Annotated in this window: 15 protein-coding genes and 1 pseudogene; 13 read left to right on the top strand and 3 right to left on the bottom strand. The window is 40.5% G+C overall.

The features are described from left to right. The first annotated feature begins 58 nt into the window (after positions 1–58). From AC6F33_RS13675 to AC6F33_RS13665, 3 genes are all read left to right on the top strand, one after another. The gene (locus AC6F33_RS13675; RefSeq protein WP_480948626.1) at positions 59–1645 is read left to right on the top strand and encodes a type I restriction-modification system subunit M; all 1587 of its coding nucleotides are present in this window, start codon (positions 59–61) and stop codon (positions 1643–1645) included. Next, positions 1645–2850, top strand: coding sequence for a restriction endonuclease subunit S (locus AC6F33_RS13670; protein WP_255749178.1), 1206 nt, complete (start codon positions 1645–1647; stop codon positions 2848–2850). Before AC6F33_RS13675 ends, AC6F33_RS13670 begins: the two co-directional genes overlap by 1 nt. Before the next feature lie 82 nt (positions 2851–2932). Beyond that, complete coding sequence (locus AC6F33_RS13665) at positions 2933–3862, top strand: site-specific integrase (protein ID WP_255749177.1); 930 nt, start codon at positions 2933–2935, stop codon at positions 3860–3862. A gap of 35 nt (positions 3863–3897) precedes the next feature. Here AC6F33_RS13665 and AC6F33_RS13660 read toward each other — a convergent pair. Further along, a pseudogene (locus AC6F33_RS13660) lies at positions 3898–5052 on the bottom strand (restriction endonuclease subunit S); the annotation flags it as partial. A 245-nt stretch (positions 5053–5297) separates the two neighbouring features. On the opposite strand from AC6F33_RS13660, the gene fic reads away from it, so the two are divergent. The 3 genes from fic (at position 5298) to AC6F33_RS13645 (ending at position 10401) form a co-directional block, all read left to right on the top strand. Beyond that, the gene (fic, locus tag AC6F33_RS13655; RefSeq protein WP_255749175.1) at positions 5298–5921 is read left to right on the top strand and encodes a protein adenylyltransferase Fic; all 624 of its coding nucleotides are present in this window, start codon (positions 5298–5300) and stop codon (positions 5919–5921) included. Positions 5922–6134: 213 nt separating this feature from the next. Continuing rightward, entirely contained in the window at positions 6135–9281 is a 3147-nt protein-coding gene (locus AC6F33_RS13650) for a type I restriction endonuclease subunit R (RefSeq protein ID WP_480948624.1), read from the top strand. 82 nt (positions 9282–9363) lie between these two features. After that, positions 9364–10401 (top strand): dipeptidase, encoded by a 1038-nt coding sequence (locus AC6F33_RS13645; RefSeq protein WP_480948623.1) that lies wholly within the window; start codon positions 9364–9366, stop codon positions 10399–10401. Positions 10402–10404: 3 nt separating this feature from the next. Here the strand turns inward: AC6F33_RS13645 and AC6F33_RS13640 are convergent, their stop codons facing one another. Next, positions 10405–11046 carry a copper homeostasis protein CutC gene (locus AC6F33_RS13640; RefSeq protein WP_480948791.1) on the bottom strand — a complete coding sequence of 214 codons (642 nt, stop codon included), beginning with the start codon at positions 11044–11046 and terminating at the stop codon, positions 10405–10407. Between the two features lie 86 nt (positions 11047–11132). Here AC6F33_RS13640 and AC6F33_RS13635 point away from each other — a divergent pair, with 86 nt between their 5' ends. From AC6F33_RS13635 to AC6F33_RS13605, 7 genes are all read left to right on the top strand, one after another. Beyond that, positions 11133–12017 carry a class I SAM-dependent methyltransferase gene (locus AC6F33_RS13635; RefSeq protein WP_255749172.1) on the top strand — a complete coding sequence of 295 codons (885 nt, stop codon included), beginning with the start codon at positions 11133–11135 and terminating at the stop codon, positions 12015–12017. 54 nt (positions 12018–12071) lie between these two features. Next, positions 12072–12578 carry a GNAT family N-acetyltransferase gene (locus tag AC6F33_RS13630; protein WP_500777283.1) on the top strand — a complete coding sequence of 169 codons (507 nt, stop codon included), beginning with the start codon at positions 12072–12074 and terminating at the stop codon, positions 12576–12578. A gap of 142 nt (positions 12579–12720) precedes the next feature. Continuing rightward, a complete protein-coding gene (locus tag AC6F33_RS13625; protein WP_255749169.1) occupies positions 12721–12936 on the top strand; it encodes a DUF6366 family protein in 216 nt (71 codons plus the stop codon). Positions 12937–13111: 175 nt separating this feature from the next. Beyond that, positions 13112–13312 carry a hypothetical protein gene (locus AC6F33_RS13620; protein ID WP_255749168.1) on the top strand — a complete coding sequence of 67 codons (201 nt, stop codon included), beginning with the start codon at positions 13112–13114 and terminating at the stop codon, positions 13310–13312. Between the two features lie 45 nt (positions 13313–13357). After that, positions 13358–14401 carry a S66 family peptidase gene (locus tag AC6F33_RS13615; RefSeq protein ID WP_255749167.1) on the top strand — a complete coding sequence of 348 codons (1044 nt, stop codon included), beginning with the start codon at positions 13358–13360 and terminating at the stop codon, positions 14399–14401. Positions 14402–14423: 22 nt separating this feature from the next. Further along, positions 14424–14852, top strand: coding sequence for a GNAT family N-acetyltransferase (locus AC6F33_RS13610; protein WP_255749166.1), 429 nt, complete (start codon positions 14424–14426; stop codon positions 14850–14852). 39 nt (positions 14853–14891) lie between these two features. Next, positions 14892–15308 (top strand): CDP-alcohol phosphatidyltransferase family protein, encoded by a 417-nt coding sequence (locus AC6F33_RS13605; protein ID WP_500777282.1) that lies wholly within the window; start codon positions 14892–14894, stop codon positions 15306–15308. 1 nt (position 15309) lies between these two features. Here the strand turns inward: AC6F33_RS13605 and AC6F33_RS13600 are convergent, their stop codons facing one another. Continuing rightward, positions 15310–16734, bottom strand: coding sequence for an IS5 family transposase (locus AC6F33_RS13600; protein ID WP_249104284.1), 1425 nt, complete (start codon positions 16732–16734; stop codon positions 15310–15312). Positions 16735–16931: the final 197 nt, after the last annotated feature.

Genomic DNA, 16931 nt, shown 5'->3' with positions numbered 1-16931 from the left:
ATCACAGCGTAAGTTCGTATGGTAAAATGGTTCTAAAAACCCTAAGGGGAGTTAGAACATGGGATCCGAATTAAACTCAAAATTATTTAGTGCTGCGGACCATTTACGTAGTAAGATGGATGCATCAGAGTACAAGGACTACTTATTAGGACTGATTTTCTATAAATATCTTTCGGATAAATTGCTAGAGAAAGTTGTTGAATTGGCAGATGAATCGTTAGAAAAATATGATACTCAGGATAAACAAACAGATTTGTATCATGAACTTCTGGCCGATAAAGACACGAAAAGTGATTTGATTGAAACTTTAGTTGATACGTTAGGTTATGATATTGAACCAAAATATCTATTTAACAAATTGACAGATCAAGCAAAACAAAATGTTTTTCAGTTGAATGACTTAAATAAAGCATTTATCGATTTGTCTACCAAATATGATCAGTTTAATGGTTTATTTGACGATGTCGATTTGAATTCAAAAAAACTAGGGTCAGATGATCAACAACGTAACATTACGATTACAGAGGTATTGAAGAAGCTTAATGATGTTGATGTAATTGGTCATAATGGTGACGTCATAGGTGATGCTTATGAGTTCCTCATCTCTCAGTTTGCTTCTGAAGCTGGGAAGAAGGCAGGGGAATTTTACACACCGCACGAAGTATCGGATATGATGGCTCGGATCGTGACCATTGGACAAGAATCTAAAAATTTGTTTAGTGTATTCGATCCAACCATGGGGTCAGGTTCCTTAATGTTAAATGTCCGGAATTATTTGAACTATCCGGACAGTGTGAAATATCATGGGCAGGAGCTTAATACAACTACATATAATCTAGCTAAGATGAACCTCATTCTGCATGGGGTTGATAAAGAAGATATGCGCTTGCGTAATGGCGATACGTTGAATAAAGATTGGCCAACGGATGAACCGTATACGTTTGACGCGGTTTTAATGAACCCGCCGTATTCTGCTAAATGGTCGGCGGATACAACATTCTTAGATGATTCTCGTTTTAACCGTTACGGACGATTAGCGCCAAAATCAAAAGCGGATTTTGCCTTCTTATTGCATGGATATTATCACTTAAAAGATTCCGGGACGATGGCGATTGTTTTGCCACATGGTGTGCTCTTCCGTGGTGCTGCCGAAGGAGTGATACGAAAGAAATTATTAGAGGATGGCAGTATTGACACTATTATTGGTATGCCTGCAAACCTTTTCTTCGGAACGTCCATTCCGACAACCGTCATCATCTTAAAGAAAAACCGTACAAGCCGAGACGTTTTATTTATCGATGCGAGTAAGGAGTTTACGAAGGGCAAGAACCAAAACAAACTTACAAAAGAAAATATAAATAAGATTGTTGATACATATAAAAAACGTGAAGATATTGAGAAATACGCCCATGTTGCTAGCTTTGATGAAATAAAAGAGAATGAATTCAATTTGAACATTCCTCGTTATGTCGATACATTTGAAGAAGAGGAACCTATTAACATTATTGAGTTGAGTAAAGAAATAGTCTCCTTAAATGAAGAAATTGCTCAGTCTGAAAAAGAATTTTTGAAACTACTGGACGAGTTAAAAGTAACAGACGAGTCCAAAGATATCATCGCAGCAACAAAGGCGGTGTTTCAATAATGGAGAAAAGGAGGGTAACACCTCAGATACGATTTGATGGCTTTTTTGACGATTGGGAACAGCGTAAGCTGGGGAATGTGACCGATGTTTTTGATGGAACGCATCAAACTCCTGATTATAAGGAGGAAGGAGTTATGTTTTTATCTGTTGAAAATATCAAGACATTACATTCCGAAAAATACATTTCCGAAGAAGCATTTGAAAAAGAATTTAAGTTTAGACCTGAAAAAGGTGACGTGCTTATGACTCGTATTGGGGATATCGGAACTGCAAATGTTGTTGAAACAGATGGACCAATTGCTTATTATGTAAGCCTTGCACTGCTAAAGCAGAAACAACTTAACCCATATTTTTTGCAAGCGAGTATTCATTCGCCATCAATGCAAAAAGAAATCTGGAGACGAACGTTGCACATTGCGTTCCCGAAAAAGATTAATAAAAACGAAGTAGCAAATGTGCCTATCAAAATTCCTAGTCATAAAGAACAAGAGGACATTGGCACTTTTTTTCAGAACCTCGACCACACTATCACCCTTCATCTGGAAAAGCTTTACAAGCTGAGGCGCATAAAAAAAGGCCTTCTGCAGCTCATGTTCCCGCAAAATGGTGAAACAGAGCCTCGGCTAAGATTTACTGGTTTTGTGTCGTCATGGGAGCAGCGTAAGTTGGGGGAACTGATAGAAGAACACGTTGAAGTTGTTCCAGGAACGACTGACATTCCTGTTGCTACATCATCACGAAAAGGGTTATTTTTGCAGAATGAGTATTTTAAAGGGGACAGAACAGGAATAGATGAATCAGTCGATTTTCATCTTGTACCTAAAGAATACATTACATATCGGCACATGTCAGACGACTCGATTTTCCACTTTAATCAAAATGACTTAGGGACTGATGTATTGGTCTCTCAAGAATACCCAGTGTTCAAGTCAAATGACTTATCGGATCAACGTTTTATTCTTGCTCATCTTAACAATGCACCATTATTTTTGAACTTCTCAAGAATGCAAAAGAAAGGTGGAACACGTGTCCGTTTGTATATCAAAGTATTGAAAGAATATGGGCTAAAGGTTCCGTCAATTGAAGAACAACAGAAAATTGGAACAATTTTCCAAAATATCGACCATCTCATTGCTCTTCATCATGAAAGAATTGACAAACTAAAAAAATTAAAAAAGGCCTATTTACAACTCATGTTCATATAAAAAATTATTGGCGGGAATTAGAAAACTTCTAAATAATTAAAGTGATGATTCATTCATCGACTATTATTTAGGAGGTTTTATTTTGGCAAGAAAGAAAAAATCAGATCAATTGTTTCATGAGTACTTCGAAGAATGGATTGAATTATACAAAGTTGGTGCCATTCGATCTGTTACACTCCAGAAATATTACATGAGTCAACAAAGGATTGTTGAATTAGCTCCCCATTTAAAAATTGGTGAACTAAATCGAAAACAGTACCAGCAATTATTGAATGATTATGCATTGACCCACGAAAAGCAAACAACTATGGATTTTCATCATCAATTGAAAGGCGCAATTCTCGATGCCGTGGATGAAGGCTTAATTGAGAAAAATCCAACCAGAAAAATAATCATAAAAGGAAAGAAGCCTGGCGAAAAGAAAATAAAATTTCTAAACCAGTTTGAGGTTCAGGCGCTACTAAGGCAATTGAATCTCACAGAAGAAATAAATTGGGATTGGTTTATCCTCCTGGTTACAAAAACAGGGCTACGATTTTCAGAAGCATTAGCGCTTACTCCGGATGACTTTGATTTCTCAAAGCAAAAAATAATAGTGAGCAAGACTTGGAACTATAAAGGAACAATGGGAGAGTTTCAACCTACTAAAAACGAATCGTCTAAGCGTAAGGTTCAAATTGATTGGCAAACAGCAATGCAATTTTCTCAACTAATAAAGAATGCGGACAAAAATAAACCGATTTTCGTGAAGAGCAGAGTTTTTAATTCTACCGTAAATAATCACTTAAGAACATTATGTATGAAAGCCGATATACCAATAATCACCATTCACGGACTACGGCATACGCATGCATCACTTCTGCTTTTTGCCGGTGTGTCAATTGCGAGCGTAGCAACAAGATTAGGTCATTCAAGCATGACAACCACACAAGAAACTTATCTTCACATTATTCACGAATTAGAAAATCAAGATAATGACAAAATCATGCGACATTTATCTCTGTTAATGTAAGTAAGCATTTAAAAAGGTACATTGTATGTGCCTTTTTAAATAAACATTTTTTGTAAGTAAGCTTTTTTAAGTGATTGTAGCTTTTCAAGCTTAGTTTGATGAAGAGCGATAGTGTGGTCGAGATCCTTGAAAAAAACACCTATTTTTGTTTGTTCTTCATGATTTAATGGTAGCCACACTTTCGTTTCATTTAGAATTTCTGTGTTAATTGATGGCATTGTCTGTCCAACAGCACGTGAAATTACGTCATTACGAACTCTTTCAGTTGATAACTCGTAGTGCATGTACTCACTGCTTAAATCATAATTCGTCCTCACACGCAAAACCCGACCGGAGAATAGCCAACCATGATGATATTCAGTCACAACTGCATTTATATCAACTGATCCCACTCGTGAAAAAACAATATCACCAGTGTGGAGCACGTATCCTTGAAGACGTATTACGTCTTCCTTGGAAACTTGCGGAATGGACACTTTGTTTGTTGGCAGTAACCCATTTTTAAAATGTTCAGTTGTAATGATTGGAGTACCATTTTCTACGTAGTCATCCGCATGCAACGTACTTCCGAATGGTCCGGTTCGAACTTCTGAGATATCCCCCAACTTACGCTGTTCCCATGGAGACACAAAGTTAGCGAATCTGAGCTGAGGCTCAGTTTCACCACTTTTGGGGAATATTAGCTGCAGAAAAGCTTTTTTTAAGCGCCGTAGCTTGTCTCGCTTCTCCTGATGAAGGGTGATAGTGTTGTCTAGCTGTTTGAAGAAAGAGCCGATTTTTGTTTGTTCTTGTTCTTTAGGTATACTGATAAGTGCTTCTTTTAAGTCATTTGAATTGATTGATTCAAATGTAGAACCTGTACTATATCTCGTCCAAAATCCATTAGATTTCATTTTATTTAACGTTTGAAAAACAAACTCATTCCCTTTAATCCCTGCAACACCTCGTCCAATAACCACATCGTATTGAGTTCTCCCAACATCTCCAACAGGTGCACGAACACTAAGGATGATATCTCCTTTATCCGCAGTTTTGGTAACTTGCTTAGTCCAAACACGTGGTACAACCCTACCATTTTTAATGTCTGCATTACCTTGAACTAAAATATGATCATCGGGATTTTCTGTATAATTTTCTCCATTAGGTGATTGTCCCATAGTAATATTAACAACTTCCCCCAACTTCCGCTGTTCCCATGTTTTAGAATCAGCTTAAAAACGCAACTGGGAGCACTGTCATGATATAATTTAATAGTGCTTATCCGAAAAACTTAGGTTGCAACGAAGATGGGGAAGTAATAATGAAAAATCCACTGTATGATGAAGCAGAAGTAGAGCGTTGGATGATTGTCATATTGAATGAAGGTCATAATAAGAGGAAGATACTGAATTAAAAAATTTCTTAGACTCAAAGATAATATACGAGGGTGAGTAAGATGCTGCAAAATAAATTAGGGATTACTAATTCAGTGGAGCTTGCGCGAGCGGAAGAAAAAATCAGTAAAACAAAGGCGATTGCGTTATTTGAAACAGGTGTTTTAAATCGTTTGACTCCAGGAACTTTTGCAACGTTGGCAAAAATTCACGCCTATCTTTTTGATGAGATTTATCATTTTGCGGGCAAGGTTCGTGATGTCAATATCGCCAAGGGAAATTTCCGCTTTGCATCTGTAATGTATTTAGATGCTGCACTAAAGCATATTGATGAGATGCCGCAGTTTACTTTTGATGAAATTATTGAAAAGTATGTGGAGATGAATATTGCTCACCCATTTCGTGAAGGAAACGGGCGAAGCACGCGCATCTGGCTTGATTTGATACTAAAAAAAGAGTTGAAACAGGTTGTGGACTGGAGTCAGGTTGATAAGGATGACTACTTGTTGGCAATGGAACGCAGTCCGATTAAGGATATTGAAATCAAACATTTGTTAAAAGAGGCTTTGACGAGCAAGGTGAATGACCGTGACGTGTATATGAAAGGCATTGACGCCAGTTATTATTACGAAGGGTATATCGTTTATAAAACAGATAAGTTAAGGGAGGGCAAAAATGATAAGTGAAAAGGCAGATATAATACAATGTTTGTTAATTGATCTGGAACAAATAGTTGTACACTTGAATGAGTACACGGCTAACTGCGTCATTCATTAATTACTTGTTCCCAGGTATCAACACTCGCTTAATGACACAACAGATAGCACTATCATGATATAATTTGGGAGAATTTATCTAGGAAAAATGCATGCTGTAACGAAGGTGGGGAAGTAATAATAATGAAAAATCCACTCCATGACGAAGCAGAAGTAGAGCGTCGGCTGATTGAAGTGCTCGGTGAAGGTCATAACCAATGGAATTATTGTCCGGATTTAAAGTCGGAAGACGACTTATGGCAGAACTTACGTAAAAAAATAACTCAAAATAATTTATCAGAACTTGGTGATTACCCAATTACTGATAAAGAATTTGATAGCATAAAGACTGAATTATTATTACATACTCAAACTCCTTTTGACGCTGCAAAATGGCTAAAAGGGGAGAATGGAATTGCTCGTATTCACATAGAACGGGAAGATGTTTCGCTTGGTTCGCTATCATTAATCTTGTATTCTAATCAAGACATAGGTGGAGGAATTTCTACCTATGAAGTGGTTCATCAAATTGCGAAACAAAAGATCGAGATGGAAGGTCGAAATCGACGTTTTGATGTCACCCTATTAATTAATGGGCTACCGATTGTTCAAATTGAATTGAAACAGGTTAGTGCAAAAGATGGGGTATTTCAGGCGTTCAATCAAATAAAAAAATATGCTGAAGAAGGAATGTTTCGAAATAATATATTTTCTACTTTGCAGCTGTTTGTCATTTCCAATGAACAGACAACGCGTTATTTTGCCAATGCCTCACCAAAAGATATGTATAAGAAGTCTGTCTTTAGTTGGCGAACTAAAGATAATCGTAAAGTAGACAATCTCTATGAATTTGTCAAACAAGTTCTGAATATTCCGGATGCTCATCGGTTGATTGCTAATTATATGATTGTCAGCGAAGACCAAGACAACAAAGCATTAATGGTTTTACATCCATATCAAATCCATGCGATTGAAGCTTTGTTTACCTCTGCGATGAAACATGAGTCAGGTTACGTTTGGCATGCGACAGGATCAGGGAAGACATTAACGAGCTTTGTTTCAACGAAGTTATTAGCACGTAAACCAGGCGTTGATCGCACGATTATGTTGATTGACCGAAAAGACTTGGACAATCAAACCACCACGGAATTCACAAAATTTGCTTCAGAATTCAATACGGGTATTTCTTCAGGCAGTGCAAAGTCGAATAGCCTGATTGTAGGTACAGGTAGTGCGAAGGAGTTAAGTGCAACGCTCTTAACTGATGCGAATTCCAATACGGTGATCATTACCACACGTCAAAAACTAGAAGCCGCGTTGCGCTATGCGCAAAGACAAGAAGAGCGAAATGGAACACAACGATTTAAGAAATTACTTGGCCGACATATTGTCTTTGTTGTTGATGAATGCCATCGAGCGTTAAGTGCGGAAGGTATGGAAGCCATTAAAAAATTTTTTCCCAATTCAACCTGGTTTGGCTTTACAGGCACGCCCATATTTGATGAAAACAAAAAACAAGCTCAAGGTCAATTGGCTCGAACAACCTGTGATCAATACGGCGAAGTGCTCCATACCTATACAATTAAAAATGCCTTAGATGATGGCGCTGTCTTAGGTTTTCAGGTCGAACATGAAGATACGATTGACTCTAATTCTTTGAATAATTACATTTATAAACAATTGAAAGTAAACGAAAAGTACGCGAGCTATAGTGTGGATGGAATTAATGATCTGATTGATCAAAAGGATGGGATCAAAAAAGAACAGTACCTGGAACCTACTGTTTTTGAACGTGACGAACATATTCAAAAGGTGTTGCATAAGATTTTCCGCCCGGATAATGCCTATATCAAATTTGATTTTCAAAATGGTCACCCGCAAAAATCTGCTATTTTGACGACCAGCTCGATTGATATGGCAAAACGTTATTATTATGCGATCAAGGAACTAACTAAAGATCCAGAGTGGTTAACTAAAGAATTTTCCGATCATCCCATGCGAACAGGACGTATCATTGAAGATCCTGACTTTCCACGAATCGCGATTACATATTCGGTTCAAGAAAATGAAGATCATGCGAAACAAATTCAAGATGAAATGGAAAAAATCATCAAACAATATAATACGTATTACCATACTGCTTGGTCTATAGAGGATCTTGAACGTTACAATGGCGACATCAATAATCGACTGGCTCGTAAGAAGGCAGAGTTTAAAGAATTTGGGAAACAAATTGATCTTGTGATTGTTGTGGACCGCTTACTGACTGGCTTTGATGCACCGACAATCCAAACGCTGTTTGTGGATCGCAACCTAAGTTATGCAAACCTGATCCAAGCGTTCTCTCGTACCAACCGAACCTATCCGGGAAAGAGCAAGGGATTGATTGTCACCTTCCGTAAGCCTTATACAATGGAGAAGAATGTGGCAGAAGCGATAAAGCTATACTCATCGGAACAAAAAGAAACTAACCTCGTGTATCCAACCTATGACGAATCGAAGAAGCGATTCATCAAAGCACATAAAGTATTAACATCAATACCTAACTTAGCAGATATTGACGAGCATTCGCCAGTTAATATGCGAATTGATTTTGTGAAAGCATTCCAGGAACTGAATCATTCTTATGAAGCGCTTGTCACCTATGATGACTATAATGATGAAATGGAAAAATCAAAAGTACTTCAAGAACAAGTCCAAACATTAGACGAATATAGGGGTGTCTATAATACGGTGAAAGGATCATTGCCAATTGGTCCGGTTGGTATAGGACCGGACTTATCAGAAATTGAATTCTTTGGAGAAAATGCGAAAAAGGCGTACGATATTGATTCTGCGTATATTGATCGACTATTAGACACTTATACTGCACATAATCAAGATATCCGTGATGAAATTGAAAAGGCACTTCAAAAATTGAATAAAGCGGAAAATGTCAAACAAATCTATCGGAAAATATTGAATGCGATTGATAACAAGGAGATTGATCCGGGTGAAGATGTTCTTGTTGTGAAGCGTCGGTATTTCACACAAGCTCGTAATCATGTGATCGAGGTGTTTGCGAATACCTGGTTTGTGGATAAAAATGAGCTCTATTCATCAGCAATTCAATATGTAGTGGGGGCAGACCCCATACCGAATATCGGAAGTATCATTGACAGTAAACGATTTGATCAATACAAAGTTGTTCATTCAGATGCCAAACCACTGAAATATGGTCCAGAGATGAAACGTCAATGGAGAAAAACACTGGATGAATTTGTTGTTCCGCTGGATGATGAATTGAAATAAAAATAATTTTTTCGATTACGTTATTTTATCTTCTCATGATCCTCATCAATTATCTTGAGTTGCTTACAGGGAGGGACTTACGTTGGCGGAATCTGTACAGGAACATGCGAGGCGGCTGCATGAGCAGTATATTGCGCTCGATGCTCATTTTGATCTTTTAATGGAAGTAGACCTGCGAAGGAAGCTCGGTTATCGAAAAGTCATTGAAACAGAGTTTCTGCCGATACTTCGTGCAGGCGGAGTGAGCGCTCTGGTGTGCTCATTGTTCATTTCCAGTGAGTATTTGCCGGAAATGGGGTTGAAAATGGCGCTTGATCAGGTGAGCGCTTTGTATTCGGAGATTGAGGAATCACCTGATGAAATTCAGCTATGTACGACTTATGATGACATTTTAGATGCGCATGCTCATCGTAAACTCGCAATCTTACTTTCTCTCGAAGGTGTGGATCCGTTAACGAATGATCTAGGACTCTTACAGATTTTTTATAAATTAGGTGTGCGTTTTGTCGGACTGACATGGAGCAGACGTAATTTTGCTGCTGACGGAAGCCATTTTCATGCTGTAGATGAGGGACATCAGGGTGGGTTGACAGAGTTCGGCATTCAGCTGGTTAAAGAGGCAGAGAAGCTGAATATGATTATTGATGTCAGTCATTTGAACGATGTCGGCCTGATCGATGTCCTGGAACGGACAAGTACGCCGATTATCGCCTCACATTCCAACGCGCGTTTTATTGCCTCATCGATGCGCAATCTGACCGATGAACAAATATGTGACTTGGCGATTAGGGGTGGCGTGATCGGTATGAACGGGTTTAATGCATTTGTATCCGATACTTATGAAGATGGCGATGTCGGTCATTTAATCGATCACCTTGATTACATTGTCAATCTTGTGGGGATCGAGCATGTTGGAATCGGCTTGGATATTTGCAACTTCCTGAGTGAAATTCCGCTTAAGCCTGCGGGGCACACGCGCGACTCATATGACGTGATTGCCAGCCATAAAGATCTTCCTCTTTTCACGGAAGAATTGATTCGCCGCGGCTACAGCGATAATGAAATCGGCTTGATAATCGGCGGCAATTTTTTGAACTTATATAAGAAAATTTTTAAATAATCACTAGGCGAGCGGCACGATTCTAGTACCATGCACTTCTTGAATTGGTAACTTTTTTGCCACTTCAACAATATTTTCTGTAGAAATGCCTCCGCCGGGCAAAAGGATTAATCGGCCGTCCGCATACTGAATGAGTTGCTGCAAATGATCAAAATGGCGCTCAATTGGTTCGTCCATCGTTCCTCCATGGGTCAGAATACGTTTAACACGATGGGCAGCCAGCCAATCAATGGCAGTATGCTGTGCCTTGTTATCTAATTGGTCGAACGCCATGTGAAAAGTGATGTCCAGATTGCCGGCTGCCTCAATCAATTTATTTGTTGCTGTTTTATCCAGTTGATACTGTTCGGTCAGGCAACCGAAGACAATGCCGTCGGCTTTAAGCCGACGCGCCTGCTCGATGTCCGCGCACATCATACGGACTTCATCATGAGAATAGACAAAATTTCCGCACCGCGGTCGGATCATCACCATCACCGGTACGTTGCGGGAGTGGCAGTAAGGAATAGTATGCGCCGCCACACCATAGCTGACAGTGGTGCCACCAACAGCCAGATTGTCACAAAGTTCAATGCGATCGGCACCATGATCAATGGCCGCAGGAATTTGTGTGAAGTTTTCTGCGCAAAACTCTTTTATAAGTATTGTCCGCACCCCGTTTCCTTATGAAGATAGAGTACCATGAATGAGGAAGTTGTGCTTCAAATAAAAGTGGTTAGGGAGATGGCATTGTGTATAGCAATTGGTCCGATTATGTACAAACTTCAGAAGAACTTTACCGATCCAGAGCATTGCGTTTTCATGATGGGAACAAAACAAAATGGTTGGACTTGTTGCGGATTCAAGACGGTATGTCCGTACTTGAAGTCGGGTGCGGCAGCGGTTTGTTCGCTCATCGAGTCAAAACCTATTTACCGCACACGACAGTCACCGGACTTGATTTTGACTCGGGGCATATTGCTTTTGCGAAAGCAAAATCTCATGAACTTGGACTGGATTGCATGTTTGCTAATGGCGATGCTACTGCTATGCCTTTCACTGATCAAACCTTTGATTTGTGCTATTCATTCACGGTCATGGAACATATTGAACCTAACGCTTTTTTACATGAACAATACCGTGTCTTAAAACCTGGGGGAACAATAGCCGTGCTTACAGTATTGCCAGGGCTGAATCTGAGTGGTGAAAATTGGCAACCGACCGCCGGAGAAGAACAAAAACTATTTGAGAAGGCATTCCAGGCCGCGCCCGAGGCACCAATTCAGATTCGGAAGTATCCGCTATCAGTGTCAGAGTATGCACCAATAATGGAGAAAAACGGATTTCGAGACATTAATGTCAACGTGATGTCACTGGTGAGCTATGCACCAGATAGTGCTGATGTGCCGGTTGAACGCGCAATTGAGTGCATCAATGTGAATCGTTTGTTCATGTTAAATAGCATGAGCAAGGCGCTTAATTTGAATCCTGCTGCATTAACCAAGCAAGAACGAAGCCGTTTGAACGAGTTAATCAATCACCGGTTTGATGAACGTATCCATTGCTATGAAAATGGGGAAAAAATGTGGGATATTGCAACGATAAATGTTGTGGCACTGACCGGAAGAAAAAACTGAACGTGTTTTTTTTATGAAGTATATAGGCTATATGTAACGAAAGGATGCGTTGACATGCTTGAAATTATGAAAGCGGTTTTGGCAAATGCTGAGGACCTCAGGTTCGTGCATGCGACATCATGGAAACAGGCATATCGAGGTATTGTCCCGCAAACGTTTCTAGATCAGTTGACGTCAGAATCGCGAGCGACTTTTTTTAGAAAAGCGATTTCCATCAGTCAACATGAATTTTATGGTGCCTATTTAAAAGGAAAGCCTGTAGGAATGATGTCGATTGGCCATTCAAGGGACAAAGATGCGTCTGAAGATACTGCGGAAATCAGTGCAATTTATTGCATTGCTGATGTATGGGGAACGGGTTGTGGCAGACAGCTTATGGATTTTGCCGTAAACCATTTGAAGAAGCACGCCTATCATACGATCTCTTTATGGGTGTTTGAAGAGAACCGACGGGCGAGAAAATTCTACGAAAAATACGGCTATACGTTTGATGGGACGAAGGAACAATCGGATATTAGCGGGAAGCAGATGACTGAAATGCGTTATATTTATCAGCTATAGGATCGAAAAGGATTTTCTGTTAATAGTCATTAAATTAAATGAGATTGTAGTTTATTGATAGAGCAGTTTTTTGCAGTATCCGTCTATATTTTAAAGAAACTAAGAGACAGTGGTTAAAATCATAGAAAGTGGGGGTGTGGTCATGAGTGATGACAAAGAAACACCTGAAAAAAGAAGAGAAAGACTGAGACAAGAAGAATTAAAAAGAAATCCAACCGGAACTTTGAACGATGCGTTTAATAGGGCAAAAAATGGCAGTCTTGTTGATTTAGTGGGCAGCTTAGGCTGGAAGGGGATTGGACTACTTATCCTTGTCATCACAATAGGTTTTATTGTCGTATCAATATTTTTAAAGTAAAGAGCCATTGCTCAATGAATGTGAGAAATGATTGAAGGATAAAAGGTATAATGAATACAATCGTATTCACATCCAGAAATGACGAAATGGAAGGCTTTTATCATTGCAGAGGTTTTCATTCAATTGATGGTATGGTCAAGATGTGAAAAAAACTTGAATCGAAGGTAATGAGAGAATGACTACTGCAAATGAAAAATGGTTAGCTATTCCTAAACAAACTCGAGAACAATTGAAGCGAAATGTCTTTTGCACAAATTGCGGCAAAGCAGTTGAAATTGTAGGTTATACGATTAATAGGGATCGTTTCGGTATTATCTTAAAGGGAAAATGTGCGGAATGTGGCCATGATGTTGCACGTGTAATTGAAAATGATTAACAGTGTTCTTGAGAACCTGTGCATTGTCGAAAGGAAAACACATATATGCTGAATTTAATCAAGCCACCGATGCTTAAGCCTGGTGACACGGTGGCAACGGTCAGCTCGTCGTGGGGCGGAGCTGGGGACGAAGCAATTAACTGGCGTTACTTGCAAGGGAAGCAACGCTTGGAACAAGTTTTCGGATTAAAAGTAGTTGAAATGCCAAACACTTTGAAAGGCACGGAGTATGTTTACAAACATCCGGAAAAACGGGCAGAGGATTTGATGCAGGCTTTTGCCGATTCATCGATTAAGGCTATTATTTCCTGCATTGGCGGCAGCGACAGCATCCGCATGCTCCCTTATATTGATTTTGATGTGATCCGCAACAATCCGAAAATCGTGACCGGCTATTCGGACAGTACAGTTACTCACTTTCTCTGTCTTAAAGCGGGGATCTCAAGTTTTTACGGCTTGTCGCTGCTGAATGATTTTGCTGAGAACGTCAAAATGTCCGACTATACTTTGGAGTGGGCGAATAAAGTGCTCTTCAGTAGTGCGCCAATTGGTGAGATTCCGGTTTCTAAGGAATATACAGCGCAGCGCCTTGAATGGGTGATCGGAAATAAAAATGTACTAAGAAAATTCGAGAAAAATACGGATTACGAACTCATACAGGGAACGGGAATAATAACCGGGCGCCTGATCGGAGGTTGTCTGGAAGTCATTGACATGATCAAAGGTACCTCACTTTTCCCGGAATTAAACGACTTCGATGATGCCATACTTTTTCTTGAAACATCTGAGGAAATGCCTCCGGTTTGGCTGCTTGAAGACAGTTTGAGAAGCTATGGCATGATGGGCATTTTTGATCGAATTAATGGCCTGGTTTTCGGCAAACCGTTCAGAGGAACGTTTTACGAAGAATATAAGGAAATTATTAAAAGAATTCTGGCGGAATTTAGCAAAGAAGAACTGCCGGTTTTATATAACGGCAGTTTCGGTCACAACGAACCAAAATGTCTCCTGCCATACGGAGCACTCGCTGAGATTCGTTGCGATGAACCCGGTTTTGCTATTTTGGAATCTGGTGTTGTTAAACTGTGAACCTATGTTCTGAGGTGAGTCGATGAATATAAGACAAATGGAGCTTGAGGACCTGCCACAACTCGCAATCTTGTATCGCCAGTTTTGGAATGAAGATTCCAATATCGATCAAATGAAGGCACAATTTAGAAAAATAAATCAGCGTAAGACACACATATTATTAAGTGCTGTTTCAGAGGATCGATTGGTCGGTTCTGTTATGGGTGTGGTGTGTGACGAGCTATACGGAGACTGTCTGCCTTTCTTGGTCATTGAGAACATGATTGTTGATCGTGGTGCTCGACGAATGGGTGTAGGCAAGGCTCTTCTCAATGAATTGGAAAAACGGGCACGGGAAAGACAGTGTTCGCAGATGATTCTTGTGACTGAAAGAAACAGAACGGATGCCTGCGGGTTTTATGAATCCTATGGATTTTTAAAAGATCACAAGGGTTATAAGAAAAAGCTATAGTCCGATATTCAGAAATGTGCTGTCAACCGGAGGAACCTTTTGAACTACTTACCGAATATTTTGAGCATAAGCCGGATCATTTTTGTAATCTTGCTTCTTTTTACATATAAAAACAGCTGGATATTTGTCGTGCTGTACGTATTGACAGGCCTGACCGATATCCTTGACGGCGTCATTGCACGGAAAACTAACAGTCAGAGCAGGTTTGGTACACGTCTGGATTCATTTGCGGATGTCATGATGTATGGCGTTCTATGTGTTTTATTCTTTTATTGGGCCGGGAATCTTCTTGTACCATTTGCTCTATTCATTGTCTTGATCGCCTCTGTCAGAATAATAAGCTTACTCATTGCGGCATATAAATACCATGCGTTTGTCAGCGTGCATACATGGGGAAATAAGCTGGCGGGTCTGCTTATTTTCATGGCTCCCGTTGTATATATTAGTGGATGCTGAATTAGGCTGGTAGAAATTCAGTCTCTTTCCGTATTTTGTAGCTAATCGTTAGGTAGGTATCCTTGATTTTTATGACCAGTAAAAGGGCCAAAGAAAAAAGGCGTAAGACCGTATCGATATTCGCCATCGTGATCCCCATATCAATGGTGACCGCAATCGTTTCAGCGGTTTTGGCGCGTACTAAACCTAGACCGCACTTTTGCTTGATAAAAGCAAAACGACGTTCAATTTCCCCTCGACGATTCTCAGCATCACGTGCTGCTGCGTTGTCGGCGCGCCGTTGCTTTTCATCAACGTTCTTGGGTTTGCGACCGAGCTTGGGTCCTATAATCGTAATGCCTCGCTCTTTGGCAAACGCGATGTTTTCACGATTGCGGTACAGTTTGTCGGCCAACACTTCGTCGGGGTAATGATCGTGCTGTTCTTTATAGCGCTCAATGGCCTTTTGGAAGTCGGTACTTTCATTAAACGCGTTGAAATCGACACGTTCGATTTCGATGATCCCGTCTTGAATCGAGACATCGATTTTCGGACCAAACTCAGTGTTTTGTTTCGCCTTGCCCCGCTTGATTGGGCGCACGTATGGCTGGGACAGACTGACAATCCGATGCTCCACTCGATGTGTCTTATTTCGGTACATGAACTCCTGCTGCGTAAACAGCTGCTGGATCGTGGTCAATCGGCTGCGTTGCTTCTCTGTTAATTCACCGCCTTTTGCGCGCAGCTCGTCGACATAACGCAAGTCACGTCGCACGTATTGCAGTTGCGCTTTGACTTGGTGGCGCGTTTCCTTAGCTGGGCGACAAGGCTTCTTGGTAAAGGTGACATAGGCTTTATGTGCTTCTCGTTTGTACGTCCGTGGAATGGGGACGTTGAGCTGATGAGCCAGTTCCGTAATCATTTTTTCAAGGAAGGTGCGGGCCTGATTGAGTAAGGAATGGTCTTGTGGAAAGCGGATGTTGACTGGCGTGACCGTGGCATCAAGGATCATCGTCCCATCGCTGCCCACACTGCCTTGAAGCCGGTCTTTACACCAAGCGCCCATGATTTGGCGCAACTGGGTACTGATGGGGGCGATCCGTTTTCGAAAATGCGTGAGGGCAGAAGGGTCAAAGGGTCGGCTGACCACGTAAGTGGGACAACCGATGAAGTACTGATAAGCGGGCGTATCCCGAATAGCCTTGACCACATCAGCATCAGAAAGGCCCGTGGACTGCTTAATGAGCTGGGCGCCAAAAAGAAGCCGAAAGGGTTTGCCCGCTCGGCCAAGTGAGGACGGAAAAACGACACGATAAACATCCTCCATCTGGGTCCACGGCAACTGATCCGCGAGCTGAACCCATTTATTCTCCGGGCTTAAGGAGACACCCAATTCCTGACCGAAAGACTCGATCGAAAGTTGAACCGTTTTTGTCCGATAAACCATTCCAAGCACCCCATCTATTAAAAAATGCACAGAAAATCGCATCACAGTGCGTTATTCCATGCATTTATTATACACCAAATAGGAGATTAATGCTTTAAATATAAAGCGTTTTATAATTATTCAGTATCCACTATATTACGTTCAAGAGCGTGGAATTTTTATGGATTGTCGGGTTGGTCGCATTGCTGAGCGCTGTT

Source organism: Sporolactobacillus sp. BBK16-2 (assembly GCF_059878335.1).
The sequence above is the reverse complement of the archived record's forward strand: the minus strand, read 5'-3'. Positions and strand labels throughout refer to the sequence as shown.

What these genes read in the sequence shown, in the direction of transcription:
- AC6F33_RS13675 (WP_480948626.1), top strand. Translation starts at nt 59, where the DNA reads ATGGGATCCGAATTAAACTCAAAATTATTTAGTGCTGCGGACCATTTA.
- AC6F33_RS13670 (WP_255749178.1), top strand. Translation starts at nt 1,645, where the DNA reads ATGGAGAAAAGGAGGGTAACACCTCAGATACGATTTGATGGCTTTTTT.
- fic (WP_255749175.1), top strand. Translation starts at nt 5,298, where the DNA reads ATGCTGCAAAATAAATTAGGGATTACTAATTCAGTGGAGCTTGCGCGA.
- AC6F33_RS13650 (WP_480948624.1), top strand. Translation starts at nt 6,135, where the DNA reads ATGAAAAATCCACTCCATGACGAAGCAGAAGTAGAGCGTCGGCTGATT.
- AC6F33_RS13630 (WP_500777283.1), top strand. Translation starts at nt 12,072, where the DNA reads ATGCTTGAAATTATGAAAGCGGTTTTGGCAAATGCTGAGGACCTCAGG.
- AC6F33_RS13625 (WP_255749169.1), top strand. Translation starts at nt 12,721, where the DNA reads ATGAGTGATGACAAAGAAACACCTGAAAAAAGAAGAGAAAGACTGAGA.
- AC6F33_RS13620 (WP_255749168.1), top strand. Translation starts at nt 13,112, where the DNA reads ATGACTACTGCAAATGAAAAATGGTTAGCTATTCCTAAACAAACTCGA.
- AC6F33_RS13615 (WP_255749167.1), top strand. Translation starts at nt 13,358, where the DNA reads ATGCTGAATTTAATCAAGCCACCGATGCTTAAGCCTGGTGACACGGTG.
- AC6F33_RS13610 (WP_255749166.1), top strand. Translation starts at nt 14,424, where the DNA reads ATGAATATAAGACAAATGGAGCTTGAGGACCTGCCACAACTCGCAATC.
- AC6F33_RS13600 (WP_249104284.1), bottom strand. Translation starts at nt 16,734, where the DNA reads ATGGTTTATCGGACAAAAACGGTTCAACTTTCGATCGAGTCTTTCGGT.